16 protein-coding genes and 6 pseudogenes are annotated in these 20,720 nt (G+C 57.4%); 13 read left to right on the top strand and 9 right to left on the bottom strand.

The window, feature by feature from the left end; genetic code table 11:
- The 3 genes from NKH28_RS15585 to tnpA all read right to left on the bottom strand — a co-directional run.
- On the bottom strand, positions 1 to 345 hold a 345-nt coding region (locus tag NKH28_RS15585; RefSeq protein WP_352979512.1), incomplete at its 3' end, for an IS66 family transposase.
- Positions 346 to 523: 178 nt separating this feature from the next.
- Positions 524 to 856, bottom strand: coding sequence for an IS66 family insertion sequence element accessory protein TnpB (gene tnpB, locus NKH28_RS15580; RefSeq protein ID WP_502906624.1), 333 nt, complete (start codon positions 854 to 856; stop codon positions 524 to 526).
- 118 nt (positions 857 to 974) lie between these two features.
- Positions 975 to 1,286, bottom strand: coding sequence for an IS66-like element accessory protein TnpA (gene tnpA, locus NKH28_RS15575; RefSeq protein ID WP_352979508.1), 312 nt, complete (start codon positions 1,284 to 1,286; stop codon positions 975 to 977).
- Positions 1,287 to 1,470: 184 nt separating this feature from the next.
- Here tnpA and NKH28_RS34480 point away from each other — a divergent pair, with 184 nt between their 5' ends.
- The 7 genes and pseudogenes from NKH28_RS34480 to NKH28_RS15545 all read left to right on the top strand — a co-directional run bounded on the left by NKH28_RS34480 (position 1,471) and on the right by NKH28_RS15545 (position 7,625).
- The gene (locus NKH28_RS34480; RefSeq protein WP_502906627.1) at positions 1,471 to 1,989 is read left to right on the top strand and encodes a recombinase family protein; all 519 of its coding nucleotides are present in this window, start codon (positions 1,471 to 1,473) and stop codon (positions 1,987 to 1,989) included.
- Positions 1,881 to 2,402: a recombinase family protein gene (locus tag NKH28_RS15565; RefSeq protein WP_502906626.1), complete on the top strand. Its 522-nt coding sequence runs from the start codon at positions 1,881 to 1,883 to the stop codon at positions 2,400 to 2,402. Before NKH28_RS34480 ends, NKH28_RS15565 begins: the two co-directional genes overlap by 109 nt.
- A complete protein-coding gene (locus NKH28_RS15560; protein ID WP_502906625.1) occupies positions 2,314 to 2,955 on the top strand; it encodes a hypothetical protein in 642 nt (213 codons plus the stop codon). Before NKH28_RS15565 ends, NKH28_RS15560 begins: the two co-directional genes overlap by 89 nt.
- Before the next feature lie 246 nt (positions 2,956 to 3,201).
- Positions 3,202 to 3,402 (top strand): hypothetical protein, encoded by a 201-nt coding sequence (locus tag NKH28_RS15555; protein WP_352979504.1) that lies wholly within the window; start codon positions 3,202 to 3,204, stop codon positions 3,400 to 3,402.
- A 28-nt stretch (positions 3,403 to 3,430) separates the two neighbouring features.
- Positions 3,431 to 3,891, top strand: a pseudogene (locus tag NKH28_RS34475) (transposase); the annotation flags it as partial.
- A 216-nt stretch (positions 3,892 to 4,107) separates the two neighbouring features.
- Positions 4,108 to 5,397: an ATP-grasp domain-containing protein gene (locus NKH28_RS15550; RefSeq protein WP_352979502.1), complete on the top strand. Its 1,290-nt coding sequence runs from the start codon at positions 4,108 to 4,110 to the stop codon at positions 5,395 to 5,397.
- Between the two features lie 701 nt (positions 5,398 to 6,098).
- Positions 6,099 to 7,625: a M81 family metallopeptidase gene (locus NKH28_RS15545; RefSeq protein ID WP_352979500.1), complete on the top strand. Its 1,527-nt coding sequence runs from the start codon at positions 6,099 to 6,101 to the stop codon at positions 7,623 to 7,625.
- 64 nt (positions 7,626 to 7,689) lie between these two features.
- On the opposite strand, the pseudogene NKH28_RS15540 reads toward NKH28_RS15545, so the two are convergent.
- A pseudogene (locus tag NKH28_RS15540) lies at positions 7,690 to 8,142 on the bottom strand (transposase); the annotation flags it as partial.
- Positions 8,143 to 8,379: 237 nt separating this feature from the next.
- Between NKH28_RS15540 and NKH28_RS34470 the strand changes: the two are divergent.
- The 3 genes and pseudogenes from NKH28_RS34470 to NKH28_RS34465 form a co-directional block, all read left to right on the top strand.
- A complete protein-coding gene (locus tag NKH28_RS34470; RefSeq protein ID WP_502906623.1) occupies positions 8,380 to 8,757 on the top strand; it encodes a hypothetical protein in 378 nt (125 codons plus the stop codon).
- A gap of 112 nt (positions 8,758 to 8,869) precedes the next feature.
- A complete protein-coding gene (locus tag NKH28_RS15525; RefSeq protein WP_352979498.1) occupies positions 8,870 to 9,628 on the top strand; it encodes a class I SAM-dependent methyltransferase in 759 nt (252 codons plus the stop codon).
- A gap of 508 nt (positions 9,629 to 10,136) precedes the next feature.
- A pseudogene (locus NKH28_RS34465) lies at positions 10,137 to 10,279 on the top strand (IS1380 family transposase); the annotation flags it as partial.
- A 151-nt stretch (positions 10,280 to 10,430) separates the two neighbouring features.
- Here NKH28_RS34465 and NKH28_RS15520 read toward each other — a convergent pair.
- Positions 10,431 to 10,622, bottom strand: coding sequence for a hypothetical protein (locus tag NKH28_RS15520; RefSeq protein ID WP_352979496.1), 192 nt, complete (start codon positions 10,620 to 10,622; stop codon positions 10,431 to 10,433).
- 104 nt (positions 10,623 to 10,726) lie between these two features.
- On the opposite strand from NKH28_RS15520, the pseudogene NKH28_RS15515 reads away from it, so the two are divergent.
- Positions 10,727 to 10,909: pseudogene (locus tag NKH28_RS15515) on the top strand (transposase); the annotation flags it as partial.
- A 255-nt stretch (positions 10,910 to 11,164) separates the two neighbouring features.
- Here NKH28_RS15515 and NKH28_RS15510 read toward each other — a convergent pair.
- Positions 11,165 to 11,360, bottom strand: a pseudogene (locus NKH28_RS15510) (IS21 family transposase); the annotation flags it as partial.
- A 13-nt stretch (positions 11,361 to 11,373) separates the two neighbouring features.
- Here NKH28_RS15510 and NKH28_RS15505 point away from each other — a divergent pair.
- A pseudogene (locus tag NKH28_RS15505) lies at positions 11,374 to 11,639 on the top strand (ATP-binding protein); the annotation flags it as partial.
- A 167-nt stretch (positions 11,640 to 11,806) separates the two neighbouring features.
- On the opposite strand, the gene NKH28_RS15500 reads toward NKH28_RS15505, so the two are convergent.
- From NKH28_RS15500 to NKH28_RS15490, 3 genes are all read right to left on the bottom strand, one after another.
- Positions 11,807 to 12,064 carry a hypothetical protein gene (locus tag NKH28_RS15500; RefSeq protein ID WP_352979494.1) on the bottom strand — a complete coding sequence of 86 codons (258 nt, stop codon included), beginning with the start codon at positions 12,062 to 12,064 and terminating at the stop codon, positions 11,807 to 11,809.
- 43 nt (positions 12,065 to 12,107) lie between these two features.
- Positions 12,108 to 12,467 carry a transposase gene (locus NKH28_RS15495; RefSeq protein WP_352979492.1) on the bottom strand — a complete coding sequence of 120 codons (360 nt, stop codon included), beginning with the start codon at positions 12,465 to 12,467 and terminating at the stop codon, positions 12,108 to 12,110.
- Positions 12,468 to 12,707: 240 nt separating this feature from the next.
- Entirely contained in the window at positions 12,708 to 13,286 is a 579-nt protein-coding gene (locus NKH28_RS15490; RefSeq protein WP_352979490.1) for a 4'-phosphopantetheinyl transferase family protein, read from the bottom strand.
- A 181-nt stretch (positions 13,287 to 13,467) separates the two neighbouring features.
- Here NKH28_RS15490 and NKH28_RS15485 point away from each other — a divergent pair, with 181 nt between their 5' ends.
- Entirely contained in the window at positions 13,468 to 20,715 is a 7,248-nt protein-coding gene (locus NKH28_RS15485) for a non-ribosomal peptide synthetase/type I polyketide synthase (RefSeq protein ID WP_352979488.1), read from the top strand.
- Positions 20,716 to 20,720: the final 5 nt, after the last annotated feature.

Below are 20,720 nucleotides of genomic sequence, written 5' to 3'. Positions count from 1 at the left end.
CACATGCACGACGACCTTGAAGTGTGACGGCACATATTCCAGCACCTCGCGTTCATCATCGCTGATCCTGCGCAGCCGCTCGGAACCGCAGGCCGGGCAGGCGCAAACCCCGGCGTGGGTGATGACCTCGCGCGGCAGGTGATCGGGCAGCGGCCGGCGATTGCCCACGCGCTGTGGCCTGGTCGGCGCCGGCATCGCGCCTGGCATCGCCGCAGTCGCATCCTGGCGGGCTTCGCTGGCGGCCTCGGCCTCCTCCAGATCGCCGATGATCAGCTCGAGCAGATCGATCTGCCGATCGAGCTTCTCGGACGACTGGCCGAAGCGCGCCCGCCGCAGCGTCGCCAACTAGGCTTTCAGCTTCTCGATATGCAGCGTCTTGGCGTAGAGCTCGGCCTGCAAAGCCGCCGCGAACGCGCGCAGCGCGTCCGGATCCGACGGCAATTCCGCAGTGGCGAGAGACATGCCGGCTTATAGCAAAGTCATGACTCGCGAGCGAGGATAAATGCTTGGAATCAGGACCTATTTAGATGGTTTCCGGGCGCGTGACCGGTTCCGGCGCAACTGTCCGCCGCCAGTCGATCCCTTCGACGAGCAAGGCCAACTGGGCCGCTGTCAGCTGAAGCCGACCCGCCACCATCGGCGGCCAGACGAACTTTCCCTGCTCCAAGCGCTTGGCGAACAGGCACAGCCCGCTTCCGTCCCAGGCCAGGATCTTCAACATGTCGCCGCGCTTGCCCCGGAACACGAACAGCGCCCCGAAGAAGGGATCGGCGGCCAGCACGTTCTGGACCTGGGCGGCCAAGCCATCCATCCCTTTGCGCATATCGCACGGCTGCGTCGCCAGATAGACCCGCACCCCAGACCCAGGCGCTATCATGCCACCGCCTTCAGAGCCGACAGCACCCGCCGCAGCGCTGCCTCGCTGACCTCGGCGTCCACCCGCACGCGCACACCGCCGACCAGGACGAGGTCAATCATGCCGCGCTGTTCAGCCCCGGCCGCCGCGGCTGGTGAGGCAGCCGACGCGCTGCTGATAACTTCGACGGGACCAATTCCAGCGGCGAAGCCGCCGACGTCGGCGTGCGCATCTGCCGGCGCCACGTGAACAACAGGTTCGCATTGATGTCATGCCGCCGCGCCACCAGCGACACCGACGCCCCAAGCTCACAGCTCTCGGCAACCAGCCGCTGCTTCTCTTCGAGAGTGTATGACTTGCGCCGGCGGGCGCGCGCCGTCTCGCCACGAGAATGTTGGCCTGCCACTCCATCCGTCGCGATCGTGTCCATTAAGCCCCGCTCGTGGACACTATCTTCAGCGTCCAGAGCCCGACCCCTATCCGATCCGAACCCCGCCACGGAAGGCGGTCGTCACCGGGCACTTACTCAACGAGCGCAAGTCATGGGGAATCTCTAAAGCCAGCGGCGGCAATATGACTTGGCACAGGCTGCGGAAACCGCTGGATTTAAGTCGGTGACGGTAATTGACGACGATCTTGGCCGCTCGGGTTCCGGGATGATGCAGCGGCCTGAATTTGAGCGACTTGTGGCGATGGTGTGTTCGGGTGACGTCGGTGCCTTCTATTGCATCGAGGCTTCGCGGCTGGCACGCAATGGACGCGACTGGCATCACTTGATTGACCTTTGCGCCCTGGCCGGCGCGTTGGTCAGCGATCCCGATGGCGCCTATGATCCGCGGCTGGTCAACGACCCCCTGCTGCTTGGATTGAAGGGGACGATGTCGGAGTATGAGCTGAGCCTGCTTCGCCAACGTGGAATCGCCGCTCGCGATTCCAAGCCTAGCGCAGCGAGTACCGCTTCATGCTTCCACCCGGCTTTTGTTGGAATGAACTCGGCAAGATCGAAATCGATCCCGACGAACATGTGGCTGGAGTTGTTCGACTCGTCTTCACTAAGTTCCGCGAGCTCGGTAGTGCCCGGCAGGTCTTTCTTTGGCTGCGCGCCCCCGACATCAAAATGCCTGTGGTCCTGAGAAACGTTCAAATCTACAAGCTCACTTGGAAGGCGCCAGCCTACCACACGGTGATGCAGATCCTGCAGAATCCGCTCTATGCTGGCGCCTATGCGTGTGGCAGAATCGCTCAGAAGACACGGATCGTGGACGGTCGCGCCCACAAGGTCAGCGGGTTCAAAAAGCCGCGGGAAGAATGGAATGTCCTCCTGCGCGACAATCATTCCGGCTACATCAGTTGGCAGGAGTATGAAGACAATCAGATGCTGCTGCTGGAAAACGCGCACATGAAGAAGAACTGCTCGCGAAAATCGACGCGCGGGGGACGCGCTTCTAACCGGCTTGATGCAGTGCGGACGTTGCGGGCGGATGATGCGTGTGTTCTATGGTCAGGCCAAGGGGAATGCACATCGGTATCAATGCCGCGGCGATGACGCCCATGTCGGTGCGGGCTTGTGTATCGGCATCGGCGGAGTGCGGGTCGATCGCGCGGTTGCGCTGCAGATCCTTGAGGCTGTCTCAGATCGGGCTGTTGAAGCAGCGATATTGGCGTCCGACCAAGTTGAGCGCTCGAGAAAAGAGGTCATCGCCGCCGTCGAACGGGAGCTTGAAGTTGCACGCTACGAAGCATCTCTCGCCGCACGCCGATACGAGCTTGTGGATCTGGCCAAGCGTCACGTTGCCCGTGAGCTAGAGGCGCGCTGGAACGGCACATTGGAGCGGGTTGCGGAGCTTGAAGGCGGACCACGGAGTTGCGCGCCGCGTCGGCGGAAAGTCTCAAAATCGATCGCGCCCTGCTTCTGCAACTTGCGCATGATCTGCCGCGAGTTTGGAACGCACCGTCCACGGACACACGCACCAAACAGCGACTGGTTCACATCATGGTCCGAGAGATTGTTTGCGATCTCGACAAGAACACCAATGAGGCGGTTCTACTCATCCACTGGACGGGCGGCCGGCACACGGATGTTGGTGGTGCTCGCGTAAAGACGGGCCGATATCGGGGGGATATGGCAGTGCCGTTGACGCACTTCGCAAACTCGCTGGTCATTGGCCCGATCGAGAACTCGCCGTGTCGCGCAATCAGATTCGCTGTAAGACTGGCAGCGGCGAGACCTGGACGACCGTTCGCGTGCGAGAAATGCGCGAACATTTGGGCTTACCAGATTACGACCTCGCATCATCCGTCGGTCAAACGATCAGCCTTGCGAAGGCTGCGGCACATTTTGGAATTTGCGTTGGATCAGCAAAGAGTTGGTGCTGAAGGGCATCTTGGCGGCAACACAGGCAGTAAAGGGCTCGCAATGGTTGGTCCCTGTCGAGGCGCTGAGCTCGGACACAGTACGCATAGCGGTGCAGCGCGCCATCGAACGCCGAACAAAAAACTACATTGATTATCAATATGATAGGATAATCCGCCTGCCGGGAATCTGACAAAGGGATGTACAATGAAACGAGCTGTTGGCGCAAGGTGAAGGTCACCAAGCGGCGCGCGGCCGACGACTTCGCCCACTGCAGGCGCGATCTCGTCGATATCCATTACCCTCACGCTGGGCGCATCCGGGTGGTGCTCGACAACCTATCGACCCACACGCTGCCGCGCTCTATCGGCCCTGCCGCCATCAGAGGCGCGAAGCATCCTGCGACGGCTGGAATTCCATTATACGCCCAAGCATGCCAGTTGGCTCAACATGGTCGAGATCGGCGTCTGCGCAGTCAGTGCCTCGACCGCCGCAGAAAGTCGTGACAGCCTCATTGCCGAGGTCGCCCTGTGGAAAAAACCAGCGAAATAACAGCGGCGCCCGCATTAATTGGATGTTCTCAATCGAACAGGCCCGCCTCAAAATGGCCAAAGCCTATCCAAAGCCCACCGGCAAAGAGTCAAAATCCCTGTGCAGAGCGGCTCAAACTGGCGTCCCTTGAAGCCTGGCATCTCCGATATTCGTCTTGGTATTTCGTGTCACACCGCCGGTAGCCAAAGCGTTGCAACAGATCCTTCAACTAAGTTTACAGAGTCTTTGCGACCGCAGATATCTGCCAGTGATACCTTCGCCACAAAGGCTGAGATCAGGCGCGGCTGAAAAGCTGATGCCGATTTACGCTCAGAGCGCGCCAGCATGCAACGGAGAATCGACGACAATGGCAAGAAAATCACTCGTCCTGCTTGAAGGTCATGGGAGTATTGGTCTGCTGTACGTGAACGCGGCTCAGCGACTTGATCTTCATCCAATTACCCTGTCGTCTGATCCAACTCAGTACGACTATCTTGCGGCCGAAGGCATTGATGCAGTCAGGGTCGACACAGACAATCTTGATGCGCTGATCCGAGAATGTTCCCATCTGGGTGCGACCTATGACATTGCTGGCATTACTGGCTTTTCGGGCGCGGACGAGTCAATCTATGCGACAGTCGGCAAGCTCTGCCGGCATTTCGATTTACCGGGACCAAACCCCGCATCGATTGAACAATGCTGCGACAAATTCATTCAACGTCAACTCCTCGCGGAAGCGGGCGTTCCAGTACCCGCTTATCGGTTGGCATCGAATGCGGCGGACGTAGAAAGCTGTGCCGCGGAGATCGGCCTGCCTGTGGTTCTTAAGCCAACCATAGGCAGTGGCAGCAGCGGTGTCCGATTGTGCCGCAATGTCGATGAGTTGGCCGAACATGCGACTTATCTGTTAGGTGGGGAGCACGTATGGCGGTCTTCGCCGAGGATACTGGTCGAAGAATTCGCCCAAGGCCCATATTATAGCGCTCACATAATGGGAAATGAGGTTATCGCGATTGACGCCGCTGACTTCGACCCCCCACCGCATTTCGTCTTCCGTCGTTTCACCTGCCCGGCCCCGCTAACTGATGACGAGCATAAGCGTATATGCGATGTATCGCTGAGCTGTTTGCCAGCTCTCGGCCTCGGCTGGGGGCCAATGTGTGTTGAACTCCGGCGGACGAAGCGTGGCCCAGTCGTCATCGAAGTCAATCCGCGTATTCCGGGCGGAACCAGTCCTCGGCTGGTTCAGGCGGCCTGCGGTGTCGATCTCATCGCCGAGCACATCAAGCTTGTCATCGGCAACGAATGGGACTTGCGCAGACGGCATTCGCACATTGCGGCCGCGCAGTGCCTAAACGCTGATCGTGATGGCATACTCGATTGGATCGATGGCGACAGTCGCGCAGCCGCTATGCCAGGTGTCACCGAGGTTAAATTGTATATCAAACCCAAGGCGCCGATTGTCAGGAAGGGCGACTATCGAGACCGCATCGGACATGTCATCGCCGCTTCACCCAGCCGTGCCCGGACAGAGGCAATACTTCAGCATGCCATCGACTTAATTAGTTGGTCGATCACACCATTTCCGTCGGTTGGCGGCCAGGAACAATCTGACGCGCATCAGTTCTCCGCACCAACTCAGGCAGCGCCAAAATGAGAGGTGATCGTCGCTGTAAATTGGCGCAGCTGAGAGCACGAGTGAAATCGAGTCTGTTGCAAGTAGCCGAGCTACCGTGGGCAGTAGGATTCGTACGCTGCGAATCAGGCGGCGCGAATCGCGAATTGCTCCGCGCGAGGTCGGTTCGGATCGAAGGACTACCCGACTTATCTCTTGAGCGCCGCACGAATAATGCTATTCCCTTGGAGAATAGCACCGGCACCTGGCAAGAACCGAAGCCAGGCGTTGCTCGAAGTCGGAGCTTAATGGCGCTCCTGCTCAGTGCGAGCAGTTCAGATACTGACACCGGCGGTTCCGATCATCTTCAGCTCGGGCCGCACGGGTGGAACCCGCTCTCATCGCCGCGACGGATATTTATATCCGCATCCGCCTCATATCGGCACCTGCAGCGCTCACCAACTACGCAGTTCTCGGCTAGGCCTTGGGCCGCTGCGAGGCCAGCGCGGCACTTTTGCTGGAACTCCTCCCATAGCAGGTTCGAGATCGCCCGTCACGCGGCAGCAATTGGCGTGCATTCGCTGGAAGCGCGAGTGGACCGTTTCCTCAGCAAAACCGCGACACAAGATTCTCATCCAGTCGTCGCGGCGCGACCCTGCCTGATTGTCGCACTATACTCCACAATTCAGTAAGCGCAGGCAGAGGTCTCGCTTTTAAAATGCCTGGTCTTCGCGGAGGTGGAAATGACAAAACGAATTGCAGTCGGGCGGCTATTTCACGAATCACATGGCTACGCGCGGCCGACGATATCGGAAAGCATTACGGTCGTGCGCGGTGATAGATTGATTCGGGAAGCAAGGGGAAACGGCACAACGTTTGGCGGCATTGTAGACGCGTTGACAGAGCGGTGTGACGTTGAACTCTTGCCCATCTCGGATTCGATGATCGCGCCGAGCGGTCTGATCGATCATGGTTTTTACCTTGATCAACGCCGTTTTTGGGAAGAGCAGGTTAAAGGCTTAAGACCTGACGCGCTTATCATCGATCTCCACGGAGCAATGGGAACAACGGAGCTCGACGACGTCGAAGGTGACTTCCTCGACCATCTGCGAAGCGTTGCGGGAGAGAGCGTTGTGATTGGCGTAGGGCTGGACCTCCATGCGAACATCACGCCGAGCATGTTATCAGCCGGGGACATTTGCATCGCCTGTAAACAAAACCCGCACAACGATTACTACGACACCGGCAAACGTGTCGTCGAGTTGGTTCTTGAGGTGCTTGCTGGCAGGCTCCATCCAGTTTACACGCTCGCCAAGGCACGCATGATCGCGCCGGGCAAGCTCGAGACGCATTTGGGCCCACTAAAGCAACTGCACGCGCGCGCTCGGGTGTTGGAGCAGTCAACGCCGGCGATAGTCGATATCAGCCTTTACAACGCCTATCGCTTCGGTGACTTCACGGATATGGGCCAAGCGGCGGTCTTGCTGAGCAATGGACGCTATCCCCAAGCCAAAGAAATCGTCTACAAGTTTGCGCAAGAATTTTGGGAGCGGCGCGACGAGTTCAACGATGATCTTTTGACCATCGAGGAAGCTCTCGATGCGGCGGCCGAAAGGCCGAAGCGGTTACCCAAAGCGCTTGCCGACCTCGGGGATCGGACGCTTGCCGGCGCGCCAGGCGACAGTACTTTGATCCTTCAGGCCGCAATGAACTACAAGCGCCCCCTCAAAGGCGCGATGACTGTGCACGATCCCGAAACCGTTGCGCAGGCGCATACCTCTAGCGTGGGAGCCACCCTCGCGATGCGGCTCGGCGGGAAGTTGACTCCGCAATTTGAACCGTTCGATGTTGAGGGCGTCGTGAAAGTCATCAATCGCAAAGACGTCAAGCTTATCGGCCCCAATTTTGGCGGCGAGTCAGCAGCGATGGGCGATACGGCTCTTGTTGAGATCGACAACCGCTTCCAGGTTATCGCCACATCGAAACCCGGCTTCATCAGTGATCCCAATGTATTCGAATCGCACGGGGTTCACATTAGGAACCAGGATTTTGTGGTAGTCAAGTCTCAGTATCACTTCAATGCCAATTTCAACGGCCTGGCGACTTCTTTGTACCTTGCAAGCCCCGGCCTCGCATACTATTTACCGGGTGTTTTCGATAAGAAGCGGGCGCGCGTATGGCCTGACGTCGACGTCGAAGCTGATCCGATCCTTCCACCGCAGGTGTTTGCCCGACAAGGACGTTTCAACTACAGGTTGAAGATTAATTGAAACCAAGGCTGAAAGGGTTGCGCTGCGGTCGAGTAGATAAGGGCGCACGTCGTGTGGCGCCCGTCCGCGCCGTCAGCATCGCACCAATCACCGTCTTCAAAGTGACATGCCTTGGATCCCGGATGCGCGCCTCAAACTTTCCACGACTGACTTCTCCAACCTTTAGCCCATAGCCGCGCAATATCCCGCGGATGCTCAGTTCAAGGTCGAGAAGCCTGCCTTGCAGAAGCTTGCGTCCAAGAAGAATGGCTCGGCTATCCTTGCAAGCTTGCAAGTCACCGATTTGGCATGAACCGCGCGATACCATCCCATCTGCAGCAGTTGGGCGATCCCGCGCATCTTTCCGGTCGGCCTTTACCGTCATCGCCGAGAGCGCCGCCTTCACGTGCCGGGTTTCGAGCAAAACCGCATCGCGTCCGGCGGCCACAAGCCCGGCATGCAGCCATTTCGACAATGGCCCGGCCTCGAGCCCAATGCGGCTGACAGCCAATTCCAGTTCGTCGAAATAGCGGACCAGTCGACCTACTTCCGCTGGAGCAGGGCCGCAGCGATGGCCCCAACTTGCCGGCAGGGGCCACCTTGGCGCGCTTCATGCCCCGACGTTTCGCCACGTCGAGTGCCGTAATGGGCCGGCCTTCGCGAGCATAGCCAGGTTGGGTGGCTGTCCCTCTGAATGATGGTGTTGAAACGGAGTCCGCGCGATCGGCTCCAAGCATCATGAGAGGAACAGCCATGGAACACTATGCGGGAATCGATGTCTCTGGAAGAGAGCAGCATGTGCGTTGTGGACGCGACCGGAACGATCGTGCGCGAGGTCAAGATCGCCAGCGAGCCCGAGGCGGTTGATGGAATGATTGCCTTGATCACTTGTCTAACACTGAGCATCAATACTGAAGTGGAACTTGCGAGAACGTCCAAAAGGAAGCGCGTAGTTCTAGCCAAGATCGACCCACATGCGATGAAGCGCGACGCCCAGTGCTTCAGGCTCGAGAAGCGGGTCACCCGCGTCAGCATGATGTGCGCCGCTTCGAAGAGCGCGGTTCGCACCATGGCGCGCCGCCGTCAGGCAGGAAATCCATTTATGCCAGTCCGAATTTCGGAGCAAGCTCTGCCGAATTTTTTACAAACGTAAAAAACAATAATAAATCTTTTACTTTTGACGATCACGGATAAATGCAACAATGGACAAGTGGTAAGAGGATGTCGGGCGTAGCCGCGCAGTAAATCAACACGGAGAAATCATCATGAACTATGGGCCTACCAAACATACTATATCTCAACTTGAATCATATTTCAGTGAAGATTATTTGTATTTTGCTGATTTGGTCAATCCGCCTGAAAGAAGTGACCGGGAAGTAGAGGCAATTTGGAAGCTTCTCTCCCTTGGTCACGGCAACTCAGTTCTTGAACTCGGATGCGGTTACGGGCGGATTACCAACCGGTTGGCGGAAAAAGGAGCGCGGGTAACCGGATTAGATCTCTCGCCGATCTTGCTGAAAAAAGCCGAAGCGGATGCGGCTGAACGCCGGGTAGATGTTGAGTATACTCGTGGGGATATGCGCTCACTCCCTTGGCGGGATCGGTTTGACGCGGCCTTTCTGTGGTACACGACGTTTGGCTATTTCGATGAAGCTGATAATGAGAGAGTTCTTCATGAAGCCGCTGCTTCACTTCGAAAGGGCGGGCGTCTGCTAATCGATCAGATCAATCGGTTCTCTTTGCTGCGCGAGCAGTCGCCTACCTACGAGATCGTGGAGCGCGACAATGATCTGAGAATCGATATAGTCAACAACGACGCGCTGACCGATCGTCGAAACTACGAAAGGATCGTCGTCCGCGGTGGTTGCGTGAGACGCATGCGTCTTTCTATTAGACAATATGGGTTTTCCGAATGCACTCGCATGTTGCGAAGCGCGGGGTTCGAATCTGTTGAAGCCTATGGGCAGGAGGGCGAAGAGTTTACACCCTATGGCCCTCGTCTCGTCGTCGTCGCGTACAAGTAAATGGGCGGTCATGGCGATTGCGTATTGCTACAGGCTTTATGGCGGACGGGTAGTGCGAATCTGCGGGTCGCTTAATGAACATCAGACACCATGTTTCCGATCGGAGATCGGTGGCCCGCTCTTTTCGTGCGATTAAAGACGAGGGTTTCTCTTCTTTATTCAACAGGTTGAAGTCAAGCGCTTGTCGAGCTTTCCGCTTGGCCGGCGCGTGACGTCTTTCGCGGGGTCCTGCTTCTTTCTCTATTCGGCTGGCAGGTCAAGCGCTTCTTCTAGTAACTGTTTCCGACAACTTTAGATATCCCGACGGGCTTGCTCTTCTCTGCGAAATCGGCACATCGGCCATTCCATGATGGTTCAGATGAAACTGGAACAATCTTGGAGGCGTCCTTACTGCGGTGTTAGCCTGAAAAATTGTTGGGGCTTGGTGGATGTGGCGCAAGCCATTGGAATGACGTAGGATTTGGTTGCTTAAGCCGATCCGAACCATTTCCCGGAGACCACACCCGGCATGAATGATCCTACGCTGCCGCTGACGGGTTTGTCATCTGTTCGCAGCATCTGTCGTCGGCCCGTTTCGACGGCCGCATGTCCAACAGCGGCGTTCTGGCTTTGGCCGAGGTGGAAAAGCGGTTGCAGATGGCCGAGCGTCTGGGGGCGCGGCCTTCACCCTGAACCTGGCCGCCTACAATCTGGTCCACTTGCCCCAAGCTTCTGGCGGCGCCGGCATGAGCATCGCATGCCACTGGCGGATTGTAGAAATGCCCGACTATGTCGAGGACTATGCCGACATGATGGAGCTCGCCTACATCGAGTTCGCGGCAGATGGCTCCGGCGAATTCGCCTTCGGCTGCGTACCGGGCAGATCTTCGGCGGGGCCGACGGCAATCATGTCGCCTTTCCCTGGCAAGGCAACGACAAAATGGACGAAGCCCAGGGGGATGGCTGGGCTGAAAACCAACCGGATGGCTCCGTCATCGGGCAAATCTGCTTCCATGGCGGCGATGAAGCAGACTTCATCGCTCGCAAGTGGACTTCTTCAACCGCCTGCTAACTCTAGCTCCAAGGCCTCGGCAGCAGTCCAAGATGGCTGCCGGCATCACCGCTCTCGTCGCCGCTGTAGGGGACGGCACGACCTTCGCAAGAGCCCGTGATCTCGGCGCATGGCTGGGGCTCGTGCCCCGGCAACATACAACCGGGGGCAAACCCAGGCTGCTCGGCATCTCCAAGCACGGCAAAACATACCTGAGCACGCTCCTGATCCATGTGGCAAGGGCGGCCTTGCCGTAGCTGGCCCGAAGTCAGACGTTGCTGGGCACGTGGCTGCGTAGCCTGCTCGCTCGGAGCGCGGATCTCCATCTTGGCGACGGCAATCAGCCAACACGCCGTATACGTTTTCGTATTTCAGGCGATCGTGAGCACACATTTCATCGCATTGTGAGCAGGTATTTTCACGGGATCATGAGCAACGATTTCAGGCGATCGTGAGCAGCGATTTCAGGTGATCGTGAGCACCTTTTCGGAGGTGCTGGACGCTTGGTCGAAGATGTCGATGGTATCGCCGGCGAAATCGAAAAACACCTTCTCGCCGCCCAGGTCGCGTCTGGCGCATCATCGGGCGCGCGCGCCCTTTCCAGGCCTCGGAGGTCGTGCAAAACCAAGTATAGCCAAAGCCGCCGGGATTGGCGGCACGATACTCTTCCCACAGCAGCACCCGCGGTACGCCGCGCCGGCGCTCGGGCGCGTTCAACTGGGGCCTGTCGGTTCTCAATGCGGCCGAGCGCCGCGACCTGCTGGAGATCCTCGACGATCGCCATGGCCGTGCATCCACAATCGTCACCAGCCAAATCCCGTGCAGCACTGGCATGACATCATCGGCGATCCCACCCTCGGCGACGCGATTCTGGATCGCCTCGTCCACAACGCTCACCGCCTTCAACTCACCGGAGAAGCATGCGAAAACACAACGCGCGCGCCCACGCTCCTGACGCAGCCCCAAGCACCTGATCAATGAACAGGTCGGTCGAAGCGGCCGCTCATGTCGCGTGAAATACCTGCTCACGATCAAAATGAAATGAGCGCTCACGATCGCCTGAAATGGCCGCTCACAATCAGCGAAATGCGCTTATTTGATGCAGACCTGCAGCCATCAGAAATCAACCGACGGGCGGGCCATACGTTTTAGAACGTCCAGCCGCGACGGTCGAGGAACAGCCAGACCGTGGACAGTGCTACCCGCACGCCGCGCTCGGCAGCAAGGCGCTCGCCGATCTCAGCAAGCGTGATGTCCGCGCGTCCTCGATGATACAATGAAGGACGATACCAACTCTTGGCCGTCGAAATCCCGATCCGGAAGCGACGCGCCGCCTTCCGCGCCGAAACCCCGACGTCGGCCGCAATCACGCGCCCGCGAAGGCCCGCGCTCAGGCTCCTCGTCATCATCACCTCCTCGCAAATCGCCGGGACAGTGAATTCAGACAACCTATCGCGTGAAGGTGCCCCAGTTTCCCGCACCCCGCGCAGGTTCTCCAGCCGGCACATCGTCGACTGGGAGGCCAGATCCCGACCCCGAAGGCAGCGCATCCTGGGCCATCTTGAAGATCCGATCGGAACGCAGCCGCTTGGCGTCGTTGCCATCCTCATAACCGGCGGCAACCATCTTCATGCGGAAGCCGATCATGTCCGTCACGCTATGGATGCGGGCAGCGCGGATCATCGATGCAGCGCGCCAGACGGTCAGCCACCCGCAGGCGCTTTTCCTTCTCGGCCAGAGGAGAACCCCATTGTTGGACGACAGCATGCCGCCGTCGACACGCGCGACGACGGACTTGCCGCGAACCAAATGACAAACCGGTCAGCGGCAGCGTAGGATCATTCTTGACGGTTGTGCTCTCCGGGATCGGCGTAAGCTACCAAATCCTACGTCATTTCCACGGCTTGCACCACATCCGCCAACCCCCCATGAATTTTTTAGGCTGGCTGTGGTTGGCCGTCCAATTGCCATGGCAAGGTGCGCATGATGATCTGTTGGGGAAAATGCGACGCTATATGCCCTACTAACTGCCTGCGGATTGGGAGCGCATTAAGATAATAAGGCAGGCCACCAAAATTGCACGGTCTGCTCATCCCAGCCCGCGTGAAACGTTCGCGGGTCTTGCCCGAGACCATGACCTGCGCATTTCAGGATAGCCTCTTTTCTGGTCCACAGCTCTAGGAATTTTCTCCCAGGCTCGCGCGAAACGCCTTCGAAAATCCTGACTTCTTGGTCAGTCATAATGTGGCGGGCCAATTGGCGGCAATTTGCCAAGGGGCGCCAACGCTCAATATCTATCCCGATCAAGCCCATGGCTGACACGGCGACGGCGGACCAATCCTGGCTGTGAGACTGGCTCACCTCAATATTGCTCGCCGGCAATCGAGGCTTGCCGAAGCGCGAAACAGTGATCTGGAGTTCTCGCGCCGGAACATGCAAGTGCGCAGCAAGGATGGTCCGAAAAGCAAACTTTGCTTGAAGATATGAAAGCCGCAGATTTGAGGGACGGATTTTTTCTGCTCTTTCCCGCTCAGTTTGGCTTAGAACTTCACGCATGTATAACATTGGGATCATCAGCCGTGAATGCTGGAAAACCCAAACGTCGATTGTATCGCGCTGCGACCGCATACGTCACCGCCTATGGCTCGCCCACCACATATCCTTGCCTGATCAGCGCGATGGTAAAGTGCCTTCCTCTATTTGTGCCTCCACACCGCCGTCAATGGGGCGGGTCGTCACTGATGTGCGGGAGATTATACATAGCCTGGACCACGATGGATAAATATATATTAAGGATAATTGGCATTTATTGAAACATATTTCTCATATCGTCCTTTTTTATTTCTTAGCAATGCAATATCCCATTTTTTATTTCGTAGAATTCTGTTGCAATATTTATCAAAACGTTAATATTGTTTTCGAAAAAATCCCGTATCGTTCTCCGCACAATAGGAAGTTGTTGGGGAAAGCAATGGATTCGATCACGCATCCGCTCTCGCATGGCCAATTGGGCCTCTGGCTGCATCATCAAAGAAGACCCACGGGTAGCGAATACAACCTGCCAGTCGAACTGCGCATTAAGGCACCGTTCGACATTGATGCCTTGCGGCGTGCGCTCCAATCATTGATCCACCGCCATGAAATGCTGCGCACGACCTTCCACCAGGAGGGCGAGCACGTCGTTCAACGCATTCATCGGACAGCCTGTCTAAGCTTTCATGTTGTTCGGCTGCCAGGAGTCGAAGAGGTGGAGTTCCATCAATCTATCGCGGCAGAGGCCCGCTCGCCTTTCGATCTGGAACATGGGCCGGTGTTTCGCGCTCACCTGTTCATCAGTGCCACGGAAGAGGTTCTCCTTCTCAACTTCCATCACATCATATCCGACGGCTACAGCATTCGTATATTCCTGCACGAGTTCGGAAGGCTCTACCAGGCGTGCTGCGGCGATACGGACATGCCGGGTCTGACGACGGCAGCTCCTTATAAAGACTTCGTTGCCTGGCAAGATCGACTCCTTGCCGGTGACGATGGAGAACGGATGTGGGCCTACTGGCGCAGCCAGTTTGTTGATCACGAACCTGACCTCGCCCTTCCGGCCGACAGACCACGAGAAGCGCTTGCCACGCACACCGGGTCAGTTGTCTCGCTGGATTTTGAGATGCCGCTGATCGCGCGCTTGGAGCAACTGGCGCACAAACAAAAGGTAACGCTGGCCACCGTCCTGCTTGCTGCATATTACGTCCTGCTGCATCGTTATGGCGAGCAGGACGACATCACCCTCTACGTCCCACGCCTCGGTCGTCCGGCAGGAAATTTCTCAGGAACCTTCGGCTACTTTGTGACCTTGGCAGCGTTACGTCAGGATCTTTCCGGAAATCCCACTTTCCTCGACCATTTGCAGCAGGTCCGTCATGAGATGCGATGCGCGCGCAGTCACGAGTATTTCCCTCTTCCCCTGCTGTTGGAGAAGCTCAAGCTCCCTCCCGCACCTGATCGCAATCCGCTCGCGCAAGCAGTCTTCAACTTCACTCCGGAGGCGGTGAGTTCTCTTGGCTTCACCCCATGCGACGTCGACCTGTCCGGCTTGCCTGCACAAATCCGACTTTGCGAGATCGATGTCTGGATCGATCTTGATTTTCGTATCCTCGCCGGCAAAGACAGCGTCCGCCTTAACACCGTATATAATGCCGATTTGTGGGATCGCAGCAGCATCGAGCGGCTTGCGAAGCACTATTGTTTGCTGCTTGAGGCGATTGCAGATGCGCCAGGGCGAGAGATAGGCAGTTATAATCTTCTCAGCCCAGAAGAAGAGCATCAGATTCTGCACGGTTGGAACGAGACAGCGGCACCTTTTCCGTCCGACTATTGCCTGCACAATCTGATCGAATCACAGGCCGCCACTTACCCAGACAATATCGCTGTCAGCTGCCCCTTGGAGTCGCTCAGCTACGCTGGCCTTGAGCAAAGGGCAAACAGGCTTGCCCGTCATCTGATTTCAAGAGGTGTCAGCCATGGAAACGTGGTCGGCGTTCTCGTTGAGCGGTCGTGCGATCTCATTGTTGGCTTTCTAGCGGTCTTGAAGGCGGGGGGCGTCTATCTTCCTCTCGATCCGCAACTGCCAGCCCGGCGCCTGCGCTTCATGATGCAGGACGCTGACGCCACTGCGGTCATCAGCAGAACGGAGTTCAAAGAGCAGACGTTCGAGAAGACCCTCTCAGCGCTTAACATTGAAGATGCGAATGGACGCGCGGTGATTCTCCTCGACAAGCACCACGCTGAGATTGCTCTGCATGAAGCCGCGCCTCCGCATTGCTCCGCCGGTCCCTCCGATCTGGCTTACGTGATCTATACGTCTGGTTCCACGGGTCAGCCGAAAGGCGTGATGATTGAACATCGCAGCGCCTGCAACATGGCGGAGGATCTAAGACGCACTTATCAGGTGGGGCCGGATAGCCGGGTATTGCAATTCGCTTCCTGCGGATTTGATGCATCTCTATTTGATTTCATGTTGGCTTTATCTTCTGGTGGGCGCCTGTGCCTGGCGCCCCTATCAGCGTCGCTGCCTGGAGCAGAGCTTGTCGAGTTCATGCGCCGAGAGCGCATTACCGCTGCCGGTCTTACCCCCACAGCGTGGAGCACCTTGCCGTCGACGGACCTTCCTGATCTCACCATAGTCAAGTCAGGTGGTGAGCCTTTGCCTTCGAGCCTCGTTGAACGATGGGGTGAGAAGCGCCGCGTCTTCAATTCCTATGGCCCGACCGAAACGACCGTTTATTGCATAAGGACCGAGGTGAAACCCGATGGGCGAAAGCCGCCAATCGGGCGTCCTGCCATCAATACCAAGGTTTACATTCTCGATCGTTACGGAAATCCGGCGCCGATCGGCGCAATCGGTGAGCTTTACATCGGGGGCGTCGGCATAGCCCGCGGCTACATCAATCGCGATAAACTCACGGGCGAGCTTTTCCAGCCAAACCCGTTTGATGATGAGCCGCAGTCCAGGATCTATAGGACTGGAGATCGGGCCCGGTATCGGTCAGATGGCAGGATTGAGTTCCTAGGCCGGAAGGACGGACAGATCAAGATCCGCGGCATGCGGGTCGAGCTTGCCGAAATCGAGCAGTGCCTAATGGAGCACGAAAACGTCAAGGCATGCTGCGTCACGCTGACAGACCGTCCCGATGAAAATGCGAGCCTGACAGCGTATGTGGTGACGCAACGGGAGATTTCGGAGAATACCGATGAACTTCAGGCTTTTCTGAGTGCCGCACTGCCGAACTACATGATTCCCTCACAGTTTGTCTTCCTCCCGCAGCTACCGACCAATCGCAGCGGCAAGATCGATCGGCGCGCTCTTCCCAAGCCGAGAGTCGCCTCGAAGTTAAAGCCCACAGCTTTACCGACCGACAGACTGCAGACGGAACTGACTGAGATCTGGAAGGACGTGTTGAAGCTGGACTCCGTCAGCGTTGAGGACAATTTCTTCGATGTTGGCGGACATTCCTTGGCCATCGTTCAGGTTCAGGCGCGCATCCATGATCGTTTGGGCATTGATTGCAAGATTCTGGATCTTTTCAAGCATACCACCATAAGAGCGCTCGCTGGGCACTTGAAGGCGATTCCAGCTGCTCTTGACCCCGTTGAAGATTTAAAGAACCCAATCGGCTTTGCGGGAAACGGGAACGAGCCCAAACAGGATGGCAATGCTGTTGCGATCATCGGTATGGCGGGCAGGTTCCCGGGGGCGGAGAATGTCGATCAATTCTGGAGCAATCTGGTCGATGGCATAGAGTCCATCGCAGATCTGGATGAACAGACGTTGCGAAAAGCGGGCATCGATCCCGGCACTTTCGGCAAGCCTAATTATGTAAGGCGCGAAGCCGTTATCAGCGGAGTTGATCTGTTTGACGCAGCGTTTTTCAGCATCTCGCCTAAGGAAGCAGCGTGGACGGACCCGCAACAGCGAATCCTGCTGGAAACGGCGTATCAGGCGCTAGACCATGCGGGATACGGATCTCGCGAGACAGAAGGTGGCCGTGTCGGTGTCTTTGCCGGCGTGGGGGCCAACCACTATCTCGCTGACCGCGAAGCGAGCCGCAGCCTGCTGGATTCAGAGAAGATGCAGATTCGCATTCTCAATGGCTGCGATTTCACGGCTACGCGCATTGCCTACAAGCTCAACTTGACCGGCCCCTGCGTCTCAGTTCAGACGGCCTGCTCCACTTCGCTAGTTGCTGTCCACCTCGCTTGCCAGAGCCTGCGCAGCAATGAGTGCGACGTGGCGCTGGCAGGCGGTGCATCGATTTCTCTGCCACACGGAAAAGGCTATCTCCATCAACAGGGCCACATCTTATCCCCTGACGGCCGCTGCCGTGCGTTCGATGCTAAAGCACAAGGAACGGTGAGAGGCAGCGGAGCCGCGCTCGTCGTTCTCAAGCGGTTGAGCGATGCCTGTAGAGACGGAGATTATATCTGGGCGGTCATAAAGGGGACCGCAATCAACAATGACGGCGCCGCCAAGGTAGGCTTCACCGCCCCCAGCGCCGACGGACAAGCTGCAGTTATTCAAGCTGCCCTCACCGATGCTGACGTCCCAGCGGATACGATTGGCTACGTGGAGGCGCATGGTACGGGAACCTATCTTGGAGACCCCATCGAAATCTCCGGCCTGAGCAAGGCCTTCCGTTCCCAGACCGCAAGAAAACAATTCTGCGCAATAGGTTCGGTAAAAACAAATATTGGCCATCTTGACGCCGCAGCGGGTGTAACGGGATTGATCAAGGTCGCCACAATGCTGAACAAGGGCGTCATTCCCGCTAGTCTACATTTCGATGCACCCAACCCAAATATCGACTTTCAAGAGAGCCCGGTACGGGTAAACAAGACCCGCACCGCTTGGCCCAAAGGTGATGCGCCAAGACGCGGCGGGGTTAGCTCATTTGGCATTGGTGGCACGAACGCGCACGCGATTCTCGAGGAGGCTCCGCCGCGAACCGGTAAGCAGGCCAGTCGTAGGCCGCACGTCTTTCCGGTATCGGCGGCAAGCAGATCGGCAATGACCGAAATGCTCCGGCAACTGGCCGGCTTTATGCGCCGAAGCGATATTGAGCATAGAGCAGCAAATATCGCATACACGCTGCAGAAGGGTCGAGCCGCTCTCAGATATCGCACAAGTTTCGTGTGCTCCGATCCCGTGGAAATAGCCGACCAACTCGATCAGGCGGCGCTGCAGGCGAGCGCGATGCGAGAGGTGTCAAGCAGTGAACCCCGGATCGTGTTCATGTTCTCCGGCCAGGGCGGGCAGCAGATTGGAATGGGTCGGGAGCTATATGAAGAAGAGCCGGTATTCCGCAGCGCCATCGACGAATGCGCAAAGTGGCTTAACGAGTTCGCACATATTGATTTCCGCGCGTGGCTCTACAGGGAAGGCAAATCCGATGGCGAGTTTGAGCCCCAGCTGGAAGCCGTCATGCAGCCCGTCATCTTCGCCACGCAATATGCAATGGCGAAGCTCTTCATCTCGTGGGGCATTTACCCTGCAGCTGTGATCGGCCACAGCATCGGAGAATATGCAGCTGCTCATATTGCAGGGATCATCTCGCTACCCGATGCCATCCGACTGACACTGAAAAGGGGGCAGTTAACGTCGCATGTGCCTGCCGGCGGGATTGTTGCAGTCCATCTGTCGCCGCAAGAACTCCAGCCATATTTGAATGAACGCCTGTCATTGGCGGCCATCAACGGGCCGCGTCGGTGCGTCGTTTCGGGGGCCGCATCGGAGATCGTGGCGTTTCAAAAGCAATTGGAGGCTGTATCCATTGCGTGCAAGCGAATACATGCAAGTCATGCCGTGCATTCATCCATGCTCGACCCAATCCTGCCGGAGTTTAGGATTCATGCCGAACAAGTCGAGTTGCAGGCGCCGCAAATACCCTTCATGTCGACGGTGCTCGGCGACTGGCTTGAGGCGGACGTGCCGCCGGATGGCAGCTATTGGGTCCGCAATCTGCGCGAGACGGTGCAGTTTCATCTGGCTTTCGATCGCCTGATGCAATCGGGCGATCATTTATTCGTTGAGATGGGGCCTGGCGCAGCCCTGACCAGACATTCCAAACAGTTCAAGTCGAAAAGCGACCTGCGTAGCCCCATCGGCTTTCCAGCCATGCCAGGAGACGATCATGGGGAAGAAGGCGATCACGCGAGACTGTTGCAGATGCTGGGCAAGCTTTGGACCTGCGGCGCTCGCATAGATTGGTCTGGCCTGCATGACCAGAAGCTCCCGCAGCGCACCCCCCTCCCGCCTTATGTGTTTGACCGGAAGCATTATTGGCTCGATGCGGACGCCGCCAAGGAGCCGGGACAGAATGCCGATTTGGATCAACCTGATACTGCGGCGCTATCGGTCGCTCGGCCGGCTGGCAACGAAGAAGCGCGCAGTCCGACCGTCGTTGAGATGTCAGACCAGGCAGCTTTGGACCGGGCAGCTTTGGACCGCCAAATTGCGGAAGTCTATCGGGACATTTTGGGTTTGGATGACGTTGCCCTGACCGACAGCTTTTTTGATCTTGGAGGCGATTCATTGAGTGCCTTGAGCGTTATCGATCGGATCGAGCAGCTCACGGGAGAGAGATTGGCCGTCTCTCGGCTGTTGGAACAGCAGACACCGAGAGAACTCGCGATGGTCCTCTCGAAGACCCGCGGACGCGCGCGTCCGAGCGCATTGGTGCCGATCCAAACCGGCGGTTCGTGGGCGCCTCTTTTTTGCCCACACCCCTTTGGCGGGCATGTGCTCTTCTATGCGCCTCTTGCTGAAGCACTGGGCGCGAAGCAGCCACTCTTCGGTCTCCAGGCACGCGGTCTAAACGGCGAGGCAAGGCCTCACCTGAGCATTCCGGAGATGGCGCGGGAATATGTTGAGGCCATCAAAAGCGTTCAGCCACGCGGCCCTTACCAGCTCGCCGGCTTGTCCATGGGCGGCAGCATTGCTTGGGAAATGGGCTGTCAATTGCGCGACGCTGGTGACGAGGTAGCAATCCTTGCGCTGCTCGATGCTAAAGCGCTCCACAAGCATGAAGAGGTCGCAAGCGGCCGGTATCATCAGCTGGTCGGCAACAGCCCCATTCCTGATTGGCTAAGCGAGCAAGCGATCATAATGAGCGTCCTTTTTCCCGCGCTCAAAAAACATTGGCGAAAGCTGAAATCCATGAAACGTGAGCGTCAGGTGATGGCCTTATTCGATTTCGGAAGGCAAGCTGGCCATGTCCCAAACATGAGCGACACACAGCTCGACCATATCCTGACGATTGCCGAGGCCAATAGAATTGCGCTGCGTGATTATACGCCTCGGCCCAACGACAGCAGGGCCATTCTTTTTGCGGCCAAGAATGGCCTGCGCGTGTCCTCCAGTCAACCTGATGGCGATCTTGGGTGGAAGCAGTTCGCGCGGGGCCGCCTGGAAATTCACGAGGTTCCAGGTGACCATTACACGATGGTCGCTCCGCCGCATGTGAGCGTCCTTGCCAAGAAACTTGCTAACTACCTCGATCGAAACGACTAACATGG

This window comes from Mesorhizobium sp. M1227, from assembly GCF_040318315.1.
Taxonomy (GTDB): domain Bacteria; phylum Pseudomonadota; class Alphaproteobacteria; order Rhizobiales; family Rhizobiaceae; genus Mesorhizobium.
Note: the sequence above shows the minus strand (reverse complement) of the source record. Positions and strands in the feature narration are given on the sequence as shown.